Below are 12,985 nucleotides of genomic sequence, written 5' to 3' on the forward strand. Positions count from 1 at the left end.
CATCGCGGCAGCATCCTAGCCGCCCTTTACCCTTGCCTCCAACCCGCCGGAAAGCTTGTGTCGGCCATCACAGGCCGAATAACTCTCCATTCGTCATGCCGAACTCGATCCGGCATCCCGCTTTGCGACGTTGCCGAGCGGCCCCCCGGATCAAGTCCGGGGTGACGCCGATTATCACAGCGGAATATTGTCGTGTTTCTTCCACGGGTTTTCGAGCTGCTTGTTCCTGAGCTTGCGCAGCCCCAGCGCGATCCGCTTGCGCGTGTTGTGCGGGTGGATCACCTCGTCGATATAGCCGCGCGATGCCGCGACGAACGGGTTCGCGAAGCGGTCCTCATATTCCTTCGTCCGCTGCGCGATCTTTTCGGGGTCGCCGATATCGCTGCGGAAGATGATCTCGACCGCGCCCTTCGCGCCCATCACCGCGATCTCGGCGGTCGGCCAGGCATAGTTCAAATCGCCGCGCAGATGTTTCGACGCCATCACGTCATACGCGCCGCCATAGGCCTTGCGCGTGATCACCGTGATCTTGGGTACCGTCGCTTCGGCATAGGCGAAGAGCAGTTTCGCGCCATGCTTGATGATGCCGTTATATTCCTGCGCGGTGCCGGGCAGGAAACCGGGAACGTCGACGAAGGTGACGATCGGGATTTCGAACGCGTCGCAAAAGCGAACGAAGCGCGCGGCCTTCTTTGACGAATTGATGTCGAGCACGCCTGCGAGCACCATCGGCTGGTTCGCGACGATGCCGATCGTGCGCCCCTCGATGCGTCCGAAACCGACGATGATGTTCGCGGCGTGCGCCGGCTGCACCTCGAAGAAATCGCCCTCGTCGACCGTTTTGCGGATCAGTTCGTGCATGTCGTACGGCTGGTTCGCATTGGGCGGGATCAGCGTGTCGAGACTGATCTCGGCGCGGTCATAGGGGTCACTCGTCGGACGCACCGGCACGCCGCTGCGATTGTTTTCGGGCAGGTAATCAAAGAAATCGCGCGCCGCGAGCAGCGTCTCGATGTCGTTCTCGAACGCCAGATCGGCGACCGAGCTCTTGGTCGTGTGGGTGATCGCGCCGCCGAGCTGCTCTTGCGTCACCACCTCGTTGGTAACGGTTTTGACAACATCGGGACCGGTGACGAACATGTAGCTCGAATCCTTCACCATGAAGATGAAGTCGGTCATCGCGGGGCTGTAAACCGCGCCGCCCGCGCACGGGCCCATGATCAGGCTGATCTGCGGCACCACGCCCGACGCCAGCACGTTGCGCTGGAACACCTCGGCATAGCCGCCAAGCGACGCAACGCCTTCCTGGATGCGCGCGCCGCCGCTGTCGTTCAGGCCGATGACCGGCGCGCCGACCTTCATCGCATTGTCCATCACCTTCATGATCTTCTCGGCGTGACGCTCGGACAGCGAGCCGCCGAAAACCGTGAAGTCCTGACTGAAGACATAGACGAGGCGGCCGTTGATCGTGCCCGATCCGGTGACGACGCCGTCGCCCGGAACCTTCTGATCCTGCATGCCGAAATCGGTGCAATTATGCTCGACATAGGTATCAAGCTCCTCGAACGAGCCCTCGTCGAGCAGCACGTCGAGCCGCTCGCGCGCGGTCAGCTTGCCCTTGGCGTGCTGCGCGTCGATGCGCTTCTGCCCGCCCCCCAGGGCGGCGGCGGCGCGGCGGGCTTCCATTTCGGCGATATTGGCGGACATGCGTCTCTCCGGTTGTTCTCGAACGCACCCCCTGCCCCCGCCCGCGCCCCGATGCAAATGCGAATTTGCAAAGTTGCAAAGTTCATATTTGCAAACTAGCCTTGCATCCATGACCCCCACCCGACTCTACGCTGGGCGGCAACTTCGCCAACTTCGGGAAAGCCGCGCCTTCCGCCAGGCCGACTTCGCCGCGCAGCTCGGCATCTCGGCCTCCTACCTCAGCCAGATCGAGCACGACGACCGCCCGCTGACCCCCGCGCTGCTCGACCGGCTGCAACGCCTCTTCCCGCTCGAATGGGAGGAAGTCTCCGCCGATACCGGCGACCGCCGCGCGGGGGCGCTGCGCGAAGCCGCTGCCGACCCGCTCTTCGCCGCCTCCCCCCTGCCCCCCGAGCAACTCGAGCGCGCCGCGCTCCAGCAACCCCAGCTCGCCGACCAGTTCGTCGCGCTCCACGCCGCCTACCGCCGCGCGGGCCAGCGCCTGCAGATGATCGACGAGGCGCTGACCGGCGGCACCGCCGAGGGCAGCCGTCTGCCGTGGGAGGAGGTTCGCGACTGGTTCCACGACGCCGGAAACTATGTCGACAGCATCGACCGCGCCGCCGAGATACTCGCGGCCGGGCTACGCGGCAAATCGCCCTCGCCCGCGATCGAAACCATTGAGCGTCGCCTGCGCGACGCGCTCGGCATTTCAATCGTCTATCAGCAGGCACAGGCGCTGCGCGATTATGACGCGACGATGCGCCACCTCGTCATCGACCCGTCGCAGCCGCCCGAAACCCGCCGCTTCCAGCTCGCGCACCAGTTCGCAGCATTGGCGCTAGCGAACGAAATCGCCGCGGTGGTCGAGGCGTCGCCGCTGCGCACCACCGCCGCGCGCCAGCTGCTCCATGTCGGGCTGGCCAACTACGCCGCTGGCGCGGTGCTGATGCCCTATGCCCCCTTTCGCGCCAGCGCACGCGCGGTGCGCCACGACATCGACCGGCTGCGGCTCGAATATGGCGTGAGCTTCGAACAGGCCTGCCACCGCCTCTCTACGCTTCAGCGCCCCGGCGCGCGCGGCATCCCGATGTTCTTCTGCCGCGTCGACATGGCGGGCAACATCACCAAGCGCCATAGCGCGACGCGTCTGCAATTCGCACGCTTCGGCGGCGCCTGTCCTTTATGGGTCGTCCACGAGGCCGCGGCGATCCCCGACCGCATCATCTTCCAGCTCGCCGAAACCCCCGATGGCCTCCGTTACGTGTCGATGGCGAAGGGGCTGGTGAAACCCTCGGGAAGCTATGCGCGCAGCCCGCGCCGCTACGCCGTCGCGCTGGGGTGCGAGGCGCAATATGCCGGCGACTTCGTCTATGCCGACGGGGTCGATGTCGCCGCCGCCCATGCCGCGACGCGCATCGGCTCCTCGTGCCGCATCTGCCCGCGCGACGACTGCGACCAGCGCGCCTTCCCGCCCAGCGACCGGCCGATCCTCGTCGACCCCGACCGGCGCGACGTCGTACCCTACCGGATCGGCTAGTTTTTCACGATCCCCCGCTCGATCAGACTATGCGCCGTCGCAAGGATGGCTTCCTCCGGCGGCCGCATCGTCCAACCGAGCCTCTCCATCGCATGGCGGCTGTCGCCGCCGCGGACATTGCCCAGTTCGGCAACGACCTGCCTGAGTTCGGGCCGGAAAATCGCGAGCGCCTTGAGCAGCCAGCCGGGCATCCTGCGCGTCGGGACCTTGCGCGCCTGCGCGCCGAGATTCGCCCGCAGGATATGCGCGACGTCGATGAACTTCAGAAACGGCCCCGAACAGATAAAGCGCTCGTCACGAAGCCCCTCGGCCGTCAGTGCGCGATAATGCAGGTCGGCCACGTCGCGCACGTCGATGATACCGAAACCGACGTCGGGGCACATCGGAACCCTGCCCTCGAGCAATTGCTTCACGACCTCGATCGAGGTCGACAGATCGTCTGACAGCAGCGGGCCGAACACCGCGGCGGGGTTGACCGATGCGAACTCCATATCGCCGCCCTCGGCCGTCACCCAGTCACGCGCCGCGCGCTCGGCGACGGTCTTCGAGCGCGGATAGGGCATGACCTCAGGGTTGGCGAGATTGGTCCAGTCGCCCTCGTCATAGAGGTCCCGGCCCTTGCCATGGCCATAGGCGACCGCCGCCATCGACGATGTGAGGACGAAACGCTTCACGCCCGCCGCACGCGCGAAGCGAAGCGCGCGCAAAGCGCCTTCGCGCGCCGGCACGACCAACTCGTCGGGATGCCCGGGAACAGCCAGCGGAAAGGGCGAGGCGACATGCGCGACATGCGTGCACCCTGCGACCGCTTCCGCCCAGCCGGCATCATGCTCAAGGTCCGCGGCGAAAAGGCGCAGTCTGGCGTCGTCGACATCGAGCCAGCCGCGGACCTCGGGTTCGCGTGTCAGGTTGCGCACGGTGGTGCGAACGTTCCAGCCCTCGCCGATCAGCTGCCGGATCAGAAAGCCCGCGATATAGCCGCTGCCCCCGGTGACCAAAGCCGTTCCCGCCATGCGCCGCCTCCCGTCGTTTGCGGTCGGGAGACTAACAGCTGCCGCATCCCGGCGGAAGCCGGCGGTTTCAGCGCGCCGTCAGCCGGTCCTTCGCCCGCGCTATGGCGCCGGCGATCGCGGCCCGCGACTGCGGGCTGTTGCGCCAGCAGCTGGCGCCGAGCAGCAGGCTGACGCGCGTGCAGATGTCGTCGGCGTCCCGCGTCGCGAGATCGGCCAGCGAAACGATGCCGATTTCCTCCAGCCGCGCCACGACCGTCGGGCCAACCCCTTTCACCGCCAGCAACTGCGCCCGTTCGTCGGACGAAAAGCCGGTCGGCGCGGTCATTTCATCAGCACCAGTTCCTCGGCCATGCTCGGGTGCAGTGCGACCGTGGCGTCGAAGTCGGCCTTGGTCAGCCCCGCCTTCACGGCGATCGCCGCAGCCTGGAGGATTTCGGGTGCGTCGGGACCGATCATGTGCAGTCCGACGACCTGATCGGTCGCGGCATTGACGATCATCTTGTACAGCGCACGCTCGTTGCGGCCCGCAAGGACATTCTTCATCGCACGGAAATCGCTGGTGTAGGTACGGATCGACCCCAGCTTGTTGCGCGCCTGTGCCTCGGTCATCCCGACCGCGCCGATCGGCGGATGGCAGAACACCGCGCTGGGCACATTGGCATAATCGACGACCGTCGGCTTGCCCCCGAACACAGAATCCGCAAAGGCCTGCCCTTCGCGGATCGCCACCGGGGTCAGCTGGATGCGGTTGGTGACGTCGCCGACCGCATAGATGCTCGACACCGACGACTGGTTCGTCTCATCGACCTTGATCGCCTGATGATCGTCGAGTTCGACCCCCGCCGCCTCGAGGCCGAGGCCGCGGGTATTGGGGGTTCGCCCGGTGGCGATCAGCACCGCATCCGCGACGATCGGCTCGCAATTGTCGAGCGTGACGGTGAGCGACCCGTCGTCGTTCTTCGCGATCGAGCGGAACGGCGCATTGAACTTGAAATCGATCCCCTTGGTCATCGAGATCTGCAGCAGCCGGTCGCGGATCTGCTCGTCATAGCCGCGCAAAATCGTGTCGCCGCGGTTGACGATCGTCACCTTGCTGCCGAATTCGTTGAAGATGCCGGCGAATTCATTGGCGATATAGCCGCCGCCCGCGATCACGATCCGCTTCGGCAGCGTCTCGAGATGGAAGACCTCGTTCGACGTGATCGCATGCTCGCTTCCCGGGAATTCGGGGACGAAGGGCCAGCCGCCCGTTGCGATCAATATGCGTTCGGCGGTCAATTCCTGCCCGTCGGCGAGCCGGACCTTCTGCGGCCCGACCAGCGTCGCGCGCGACCGGAATACGGTGACCTTGTGGTTGTCGAGCGTCTGGCCGTAAAGGCCTTCGAGCCGGTCGACCTCGGCAAGGACATTGTCGCGCAGCACGTCCCAGTCGAACTTGCAGTCGGGCACGTCCCAGCCGAACTTGCGCGCGTCCTTCAAATCCTCGGCGAAATGCGCGCCGTAAACGAGCAGCTTCTTGGGAACGCAGCCGCGGATGACGCAAGTGCCGCCGACGCGATGTTCCTCGGCAACGGCGACGCGAGCGCCGTGCGACGCCGCGATACGGCTGGCGCGCACGCCCCCCGACCCCGCGCCGATGACGAAGAGATCATAGTCGAACTGGCTCATGAAAACGGACCCCTGTGGATGATGGACTGCGACGGGCAGTCGGCGCCTATGTGGTTACGCCCGCCCGGCTTGCCAATCTCTTTTTCGGACCGTCCCGGTGAGCATGGGCACGATCAGGCCGCGACGGCCTGCCAGGCGGTGCCGCGCAGTCGTTCGGCATCGTGCGATGGCGGCAGGCCGAAGGCGCGGCGATACTCGCGGCTGAACTGCGACGCGCTCTCATAGCCCACCGCATAGGCGGCGCGGCTCGCTTCGGCTCCACCCGCGAGCAGGCGCCGCGCCGCATGCAGCCGCAACAGCTTTTGATACTGGAGCGGGCTCATCGCGGTCGCGGCCTTGAAGTGACGATGAAAGGAGGCGACGCTCATCCCCGCAATCTCGGCGAGCGCAGCGGTCCGTAGCGCCTCTTCGTAATGGCTGCGCATCCATTCGATCGCGCGACGTATCTGCGCGGTGCGGCTGTCGCTCTGCGCAATCTCGCGAAGCTGACCGCCGAGCGGTCCCTGCAGCAGGCGATAGAGGATTTCGCGCTCGCGCAGCGGCGCCAGCATCGCGACATCGTCGGGACGATCGAGCAAGGCGAGCAGCCCCGCCCAGGCTTCGACGAGATCGGGTGTCACCGCGCTCACCGCAAAGCCCGGCCCATCCATGCTGTCGGTGCCGGCGCCGATCATCTCTGCCGGCATCGTCGCGATCAGATCGGCAATGACCGCGCGGTCGAGCGTCAGCGCCGCCGCGACATAGGGCCGCTCGATGCTCGCTTCGACGACATGGCTGACCGCAGGCAGGTCGAGCGAGGCGACGAAATAGCTTGCGCTGTCGTATCGAAGCAGCTGGTCCCCGATCACCACCTGTTTCGTTCCCTGCAGGATCAGGCAGGTCACGGGTTCGTAGATGCTGACGATGCCGCTGCTGGGCGCGGTGAGCGTCGCGAGCGCAACCCGAGGAATGACCGTCTCGTCATATGGCGAATTCGCGTGGCGCATCGCCTGTCGTCGTATCGGTTCAAGACCATCCTGCATGGATCCCACCTCGTCCGCGACGCCTCCATCCGCAAGAGCGCTCCACGACATTTAGCGCGTTTTGCGAGGATCAGGCAAGCGATCGCCACGATCGGGCACCGTCTTTGCCGCCGCCGGCGCTATTTGCGGCAAGGACGGGACATCCCCGCCCCCGTCAACTCCAAGGAGCCTTTGCATGACCCTGTTCAATGCCAAATCGACCACCGACGACGTACTTGCCGGCGTCGACCTCTCCGGCAAACGCATCCTCGTCACCGGCGTGTCGGCCGGCCTCGGTGTCGAGACCGCACGCGCGCTCGCCGCGCGTGGCGCCGATGTCGTCGGCGCCGCACGCGATCTCGCCAAGGCGCGGCGGGCGACCGACGCCGTCCGTGCCGCCGCCGATGCCAGCGGTGGCAGCTTCGACCTGATCGCGCTCGACCTCGCCTCGCTTGCCAGCGTCCGCGCCGCCGCCGATGCGCTTCATGCCGACGGCCGCATGTTCGACATCGTCATCGCCAACGCCGGGGTGATGGCGACCCCGCAGGGGCGCACCGCCGACGGCTTCGAGACCCAGTTCGGCACCAACCACCTCGGCCATTTCACCTTCATCAACCGCATCGCATCGCTGATCAACGCGGGCGGGCGGCTCGTGAACCTCGCGTCGGCAGGGCATCGCTTTGCCGATGTCGATCTGGGTGATCCGAACTTCGACGCCGCGCCCTATGATCCGTGGATCGCTTACGGCCGGTCGAAGACCGCCAACATCCTGTTCGCGGTCGAATTCGACCGGCGGCACCGGGACAGGGGCGTTCGCGCGGTCGCGGTGCATCCGGGCGGCATCGCCACCGAGCTCGGCCGCCACCTGTCCGACGAGGACATGGAAGCCCTCGTCGCGCAGCTCAACGCCACCGCCGCCGCGACAGGCGCGCCCGCGTTCGAGTACAAATCGATCCCGCAGGGTGCCGCAACCTCGGTCTGGGCGGCGGCGGTTGCCGATGCCGAGGCGGTCGGCGGGCGCTATTGCGAGGATTGCCGCGTCGGTGCGATCGTCGAAGGCGACGGTATCCGCGATGGCGTGCGTTCCTATGCCCTCGACGTCGCGCGTGCGCAGGCGCTCTGGACAAAGAGCGAGGAACTGGTCGGCGAACGCTTCTGACCGGTCGGGTCGCGGAGGCGTGCCGTCACGCGTCCGCGACCGGACTAGCGCGCCGCGTTGAGATCGGCCGCCGCACCGACGAGCGCCCTGAAGGCCGCCGGATCGACCGCTTCCCCCTCCGCGATATCGATCGCGCGGCGCACGTTGCCGTCGAGGCTCGCATTGAACAGCCTGGCCGGATCGTCGAGCGCAGCGCCCCTGGCAAAGGTCAGCTTGACCTTGTCCTTATATGTTTCGCCGGTGCAGATGATCCCGTCCTTGTACCAGGTCGGAACCCCGCGCCATTTCCATTCCTCGACGACGCCCGGGATCGCCTCCCTGATCAGCAAGCGCATCCGTGCCAGCGTTTCGCCGCGCCAGTCGCCGAGTTCGGCGATGCGCTGGTCGATCAGTTCCGACGGGCTCTTGCCGCTTTCATTCCTCGCCATGTCATCCCTCCCGTCAGGGTTTCCACCCCGGTATTGCCGCGGCCTGACGGATCCAGTCGGCGAGTTGCGCCTCGTCGACCAGCTCATCCTCCACGATATGCAGGTAGCGCGTGTCGGGATCCTTCGACCCCACGGGCGGCAGCGGGTCGAGCCGTGCGCCGCGAAGGAAAGTGATTTTGATATATTTGGTGAAGCAGTGATAGCTGAGGAACCAGCCCTGCCCCGGCAGTCCATAAAAGGGCGAGTTCCAGCGCACCGCCTTCTCGACCCCCGGCACCGTTCGCTGGATCAGCGCGTCGAGCGCCTTGCCCGCCGCGCTCTTCCAACCCGGCATCGCCGCGATATAGGCCTGCACCGGGGCGTCGCCGTCGCCCTTGGCAATCTGCGGATTACCGCCCGAGAGCAGCACCACCTCGCCCTTTGCGCCCGCCATCAGCCGACCTCCGCACCGCGCCGCGCCCGGACGAAATAGGGCAAGGCGAAAAGATAAAGCCCGCTCGCCAGCAGCAGGAACAGCGGCGGCAGCGGCAGGTAAAACGCCCATTCGGCAAGCTCTCTACCGAGCCCGAGCGCCACGAAAATCCCCGCAACCACGATGGTGAACAACATCGACACCCAGCGGTGCGCCTGCCTGATCCAGACGTTCCAGCGCATGCAATTCTCCTTTCGCGGTCCTCGTCAATCGCCCGTCGCCAGCAACGCCTCGAGCCGGTTCAGGAAACGCGGCCAGCCCGCCCTGGCGCCATGATAGGCGAGCGCCTGTTCGGGCCGGAATCCGACCTGTTCCATGCGCAGATGCGTGCCCCCCGCCGTGGGCGTCAGCGTCCAGGTGACGACGCTCTCCAGCCCTTTGCCGGTCCAGCTGTACGACAGCTTGCGCTCGGGCTCGACCGCAACCACTTCGCAATCGACGGCACCCCAGTCGGCTTCAAAGCTGAAACGATGCCCCGGCATCGCCGCGACATCGCCCGCCATCAGCCATTCGGCAACGAGGTGCGGCTGGGTCAGTGCGCGCCACAACTTCGCCGGCGGGTGCGCGAATTCGCGCTCGACGATCACCATACGCGTTTCGGCAGCGGAAGGGTTCATTGATCCATCCTCTTCAGCAGATCGTCGAGTCCGTCGAAACGATGCTCCCAGAAACTCTCCATATCGCGCGTCCAGTCGGCGAGCGGCGCCAGCGCCCCGCGCGGGACGCGGTAGTGCGTCTGACGCCCTTGGGGCCGGTCGAGAACGAGCCCCGCTGCCTTCAGTACAGCGAGATGCTTCGACACCGCGGGCTGCGACACGCCTGCGCGCTGCGTCAGCGCGCCGACGGTTTGCTCGCCGTCGCGGCACAACCGCTCGAAGATCGCGCGCCGCGTCGGATCGGCAAGCGTGCGGAAAAGCAAATCACGGGCATCGATCATAAACTCATAACTCATTGGCTATGAATTTTTCATAACCGCAGAGTTATGATTGTCAACCGCCCGCGTCGGCGATCAGGCCTTGCACGATCAGATCGGCCGCCGCCATGGCATGGTCGAGCGGGTTCGCCCCGGTCGGACGAGGCCCGGCTCCGGTCGCCTCGACGAGCGGTCGCAGCGCGATCAGCGCCCCCGCGCCGTGCGCGAGCAGCGTGAAAGGGACCGCTACGGGAACCGCGCGGAACACGCCCGCCTTTTGCCCTTCGACGAGCAGACTCTGGATCGGCCAGACGCGGCCGCGAAAAAAACTGTTGGCGATGAAGGTCAACCGGTCGCCCGCCCGCGCGCCTTCGACGTTCATCAACTGGATGATCGCCGGAACCTCGGCCAGCCCGACGACGAAGCTGCGGCACGCGGCGCGCATGCGCTCGACGATATCGCCGTCGCCGCCCGGGTCCCCGGGCAATCCCGACATATGGGCATGGAGCAGATCCATTCCGTGACGGACCGCGGCCTCCCACAGGGCACGTTTCGACCCGAATTTCGCGCCGAGAAGCCCGTGACTGATCCCGAGCGTGCGCGCGAGCTCGCGCACCGACGTCCCCTCGAAGCCATGTTCGGCAAAGGCCGAAAGCGCCGCGTGCAGGCACGCCGCCTCGTCGACCGCCATGTCCCCGGCGCTCGCCGGGCGGCCGCGGCGCCGGCCGCTGTGCTGAATATCCTCGTCCATGCTCTGTCCCATAGCATCGGAAACCGTCGCTCGTGAAATTTTAATAGACATGTGACTATTTAATACTTAGCCCCCTAACCAACCAGAGGGAGATTCGCGATGCCAACCACCAACGAACAGCTGATCGAACGTGCCCGCGCGCTCGCCCCGATCATCGCCGAACGCGCGCGCGACGCCGAAAAGCTGCGCAAGCCGCACGACGAAACGATCGCGGCGCTGGTCGGGGCGGAAATTCTCCAGATGCTCGTCCCGGCGCAGTGGGGAGCGCCCGAATCCGACCTGCCCACGATGTTCGCGGTGGTCGAAGAGATCGCCGCCGCGTGCGTTTCGACCGGCTGGATCGCGTCCTTCTACATCAACCACAATGTCTATGCCGCGAAGTTCAGCGCCCGGCTCCAGCAGGAGATTTTCGGGGCGCGCGGGTTCACGCTGATGCCGGGCGCCAATGCCCCGACGATGAAGGCGGTGCACGCCGAAGGCGGCTGGCGCGTCAGCGGCCGCGCCTCGTGGGGATCGGGGGTGATGCACGCCGACTGGGTCTATGTCAGCGGGCTGACCGAAGAGGGGCCGCGCGCCTTTGCCCTGCCCGTCGCCGACGTCCGCGTCGAGGATGTGTGGCACATGACCGGAATGGCCGGCACCGGCAGCAACGACATCGTCATCGACGATGCCTTCGTCCCCGACTATCGCGTCACCAACGGCGCCGAATTCCGCGCCGGACCGACGGCGGGGTCGGCGCAATATGCCAATCCGCTCTATTCGATGCCGCAACTGCCGCTCGCCTATTGCACCGTCGTCGGCGTGCTGTCGGGCGGCCTCGCGGGCATGATGCGCGCCTATCGCGAGATCGTCGCCAAACGGGTGCGCAATTTCAGCGGCTCGGTCGTCAAGGACCAGCAGCACGCGCATGTCGCGCTCGGCGACCTCGAACTGCGCACGATGATCGCGCACGATCTGGCGCGCGGGCTGATCGCAAAGGTCGACGCGATTCTCCACGAGCGGCCTTTCACGCTCGACGACCGCATCGCGCTCAAGGGGCATCTCGCTTTCGTCTCGCAGCATGTCCGCGACAGCGCCAATGCAATCATGGCGGCGGCGGGCGCGTCGAGCTTCCATGTCGACCAGCCGCTGCAACGCTTCTGGCGCGACCTCAACACCGTCTGCTCGCACGCCTTCTGGGACTGGGACACCACGCGCGAACTCGTCGGGCGCCAGCAGCTCGGCCTCGAACTCAATCATCCGCTCGCCTGACGATGGAGACCGACGCGTTTCGCCATTCGGCAGCGCGAACAGCAGGAGCAGCAGGAGCAGCAGGAGCAGCGCGATGCAGCCGCGCGGTCTGTGAGCGTCAACGGGCACGACGAAGATCCGCGCGCGACCGACTGGGACGCGCTGTCGAAAGGCATAGCCGACACGATGCCGGCGGCGATCAGGGACGCCTCGCTTGGCGGCCTCGCTTCACTGCTGCCCACAAGGACCCGGGAGGTGGCCGCGGTGGCAGTGTCTTCCACCCGCTGCCGAAAGACAAGACCGACATGATCGGGCGGCTGAGAGAGATCGGGCTCGGCCTGACTGGAATGCAGGCGATATCGGTGCGTGAGCGGCAACGCCGCGCTGAGACCAGCAGGATGATTTACGCGGCGCGTGTCGCGGGGCGCTGGCCTGCAACGGCGGCCGCCACACTCTGGTAGAGTCCGATGAGGGATTGGCCGAACCGGCGGTTCAGACTCCCCTCGATGCGTTGTCCAGAGTGGTAATCGGCCCTCAGCGATCACGCGAAAATTGCTAGGCAGCGGGGCATTTAAAGGTCGAGCGGCCCCGTCATTCGCGGAACGCCATCGCCCAGCAATTGCTCAAGCCAGCGGGATACCTCCACCGCGCTCCCTGCAACTCGTGAAAAATGCCCGCTGTTCGGCCCGGGTGAAGGCAACGAAGAACGAACTCAGTTCTTCGTCCTTGCCGGGCTTGAGACTCCAGAGGCCGCCCGAATCACTCATTTTGTATTGCTTGTCGCGGCCTTTCGCCGCCTTGATCGCTACTGCTGTCAGTCCCATGGGGGTATCTCTCCATCACCGCTCGGGAGATACCCTCAAATATACCCGCAAATTTTCCGGGTGCGTCGGGATACGCCCACATCAGCAGGGACGATTATAGCAGAAAAAACGGGAGAAATCAGACGATTTCTGGACGTTGCCGGACGTTCTCGGAAGGGCCTCTGGAGCGGGTAGCGGGAATCGAACCCGCCTAGCTAGCTTGGAAGGCTAGAGCATTACCACTATGCTATACCCGCGTCTCCAAGGCTGGCGGCGCTTGCCATTTTGCCCGGCCGCCGTCAAGCGTCCCGCGACGGGCCC

The 12,985-nt window shown here is 65.9% G+C and carries 15 protein-coding genes and 1 tRNA gene; 3 read left to right on the forward strand and 13 right to left on the reverse strand.

Features of this window, described 5'->3' with window-relative positions; all coding sequences use genetic code 11:
• Positions 1-174 precede the first annotated feature (174 nt).
• Entirely contained in the window at positions 175-1,707 is a 1,533-nt protein-coding gene (locus tag EAO27_RS09945) for an acyl-CoA carboxylase subunit beta (protein ID WP_242780134.1), read from the reverse strand.
• A gap of 109 nt (positions 1,708-1,816) precedes the next feature.
• Here EAO27_RS09945 and EAO27_RS09950 point away from each other — a divergent pair, with 109 nt between their 5' ends.
• Positions 1,817-3,226, forward strand: coding sequence for a helix-turn-helix transcriptional regulator (locus tag EAO27_RS09950; protein ID WP_242780136.1), 1,410 nt, complete (start codon positions 1,817-1,819; stop codon positions 3,224-3,226).
• On the opposite strand, the gene EAO27_RS09955 is transcribed toward EAO27_RS09950, so the two are convergent.
• The 4 genes from EAO27_RS09955 to EAO27_RS09970 form a co-directional block, all read right to left on the reverse strand.
• The gene (locus EAO27_RS09955) at positions 3,223-4,239 is read right to left on the reverse strand and encodes an NAD-dependent epimerase/dehydratase family protein (protein ID WP_242780138.1); all 1,017 of its coding nucleotides are present in this window, start codon (positions 4,237-4,239) and stop codon (positions 3,223-3,225) included. The two genes, EAO27_RS09950 and EAO27_RS09955, sit on opposite strands and share 4 nt — an antisense overlap.
• 67 nt (positions 4,240-4,306) lie before the next feature.
• Complete coding sequence (locus tag EAO27_RS09960; protein ID WP_242780140.1) at positions 4,307-4,564, reverse strand: helix-hairpin-helix domain-containing protein; 258 nt, start codon at positions 4,562-4,564, stop codon at positions 4,307-4,309.
• Positions 4,561-5,907 (reverse strand): glutathione-disulfide reductase, encoded by a 1,347-nt coding sequence (gor, locus tag EAO27_RS09965; protein WP_242780142.1) that lies wholly within the window; start codon positions 5,905-5,907, stop codon positions 4,561-4,563. The genes EAO27_RS09960 and gor overlap by 4 nt, the downstream gene beginning before the upstream one ends.
• A gap of 113 nt (positions 5,908-6,020) precedes the next feature.
• Positions 6,021-6,929, reverse strand: coding sequence for an AraC family transcriptional regulator (locus tag EAO27_RS09970; protein WP_242780144.1), 909 nt, complete (start codon positions 6,927-6,929; stop codon positions 6,021-6,023).
• A gap of 175 nt (positions 6,930-7,104) precedes the next feature.
• On the opposite strand from EAO27_RS09970, the gene EAO27_RS09975 reads away from it, so the two are divergent.
• A complete protein-coding gene (locus EAO27_RS09975) occupies positions 7,105-8,067 on the forward strand; it encodes an SDR family NAD(P)-dependent oxidoreductase (protein ID WP_242780146.1) in 963 nt (320 codons plus the stop codon).
• A gap of 44 nt (positions 8,068-8,111) precedes the next feature.
• Here EAO27_RS09975 and EAO27_RS09980 read toward each other — a convergent pair whose 3' ends face one another.
• The 6 genes from EAO27_RS09980 to EAO27_RS10005 are packed head-to-tail and all read right to left on the reverse strand — an operon-like array spanning position 8,112 to position 10,631.
• Positions 8,112-8,495, reverse strand: a complete 384-nt coding sequence (locus EAO27_RS09980; protein ID WP_242780148.1) for a DUF1801 domain-containing protein — start codon at positions 8,493-8,495, stop codon at positions 8,112-8,114.
• A gap of 13 nt (positions 8,496-8,508) precedes the next feature.
• Positions 8,509-8,928, reverse strand: a complete 420-nt coding sequence (locus EAO27_RS09985) for a DUF1801 domain-containing protein (protein WP_242780150.1) — start codon at positions 8,926-8,928, stop codon at positions 8,509-8,511.
• Complete coding sequence (locus tag EAO27_RS09990) at positions 8,928-9,149, reverse strand: hypothetical protein (RefSeq protein WP_242780152.1); 222 nt, start codon at positions 9,147-9,149, stop codon at positions 8,928-8,930. The genes EAO27_RS09985 and EAO27_RS09990 overlap by 1 nt, the downstream gene beginning before the upstream one ends.
• Positions 9,150-9,173: 24 nt before the next feature.
• Complete coding sequence (locus EAO27_RS09995) at positions 9,174-9,584, reverse strand: SRPBCC domain-containing protein (RefSeq protein ID WP_242780154.1); 411 nt, start codon at positions 9,582-9,584, stop codon at positions 9,174-9,176.
• On the reverse strand, positions 9,581-9,919 hold the full coding sequence (locus EAO27_RS10000; protein ID WP_242780156.1) for a metalloregulator ArsR/SmtB family transcription factor: 339 nt from the start codon (positions 9,917-9,919) through the stop codon (positions 9,581-9,583). Before EAO27_RS10000 ends, EAO27_RS09995 begins: the two co-directional genes overlap by 4 nt.
• 37 nt (positions 9,920-9,956) lie before the next feature.
• The gene (locus EAO27_RS10005; RefSeq protein ID WP_242780158.1) at positions 9,957-10,631 is read right to left on the reverse strand and encodes a TetR/AcrR family transcriptional regulator; all 675 of its coding nucleotides are present in this window, start codon (positions 10,629-10,631) and stop codon (positions 9,957-9,959) included.
• A 99-nt stretch (positions 10,632-10,730) separates the two neighbouring features.
• On the opposite strand from EAO27_RS10005, the gene EAO27_RS10010 reads away from it, so the two are divergent.
• On the forward strand, positions 10,731-11,882 hold the full coding sequence (locus tag EAO27_RS10010) for an acyl-CoA dehydrogenase family protein (protein ID WP_242780160.1): 1,152 nt from the start codon (positions 10,731-10,733) through the stop codon (positions 11,880-11,882).
• Positions 11,883-12,484: 602 nt separating this feature from the next.
• On the opposite strand, the gene EAO27_RS10015 is transcribed toward EAO27_RS10010, so the two are convergent.
• Together EAO27_RS10015 and EAO27_RS10020 are read right to left on the reverse strand one after the other, a co-directional pair.
• Complete coding sequence (locus EAO27_RS10015; RefSeq protein ID WP_242780162.1) at positions 12,485-12,685, reverse strand: hypothetical protein; 201 nt, start codon at positions 12,683-12,685, stop codon at positions 12,485-12,487.
• 162 nt (positions 12,686-12,847) lie between these two features.
• Positions 12,848-12,921, reverse strand: a tRNA-Gly gene (locus EAO27_RS10020).
• Positions 12,922-12,985: the final 64 nt, after the last annotated feature.

Origin of the sequence: Sphingopyxis sp. YF1, assembly GCF_022701295.1 — a bacterium.
Classification (GTDB): Bacteria; Pseudomonadota; Alphaproteobacteria; order Sphingomonadales; family Sphingomonadaceae; genus Sphingopyxis.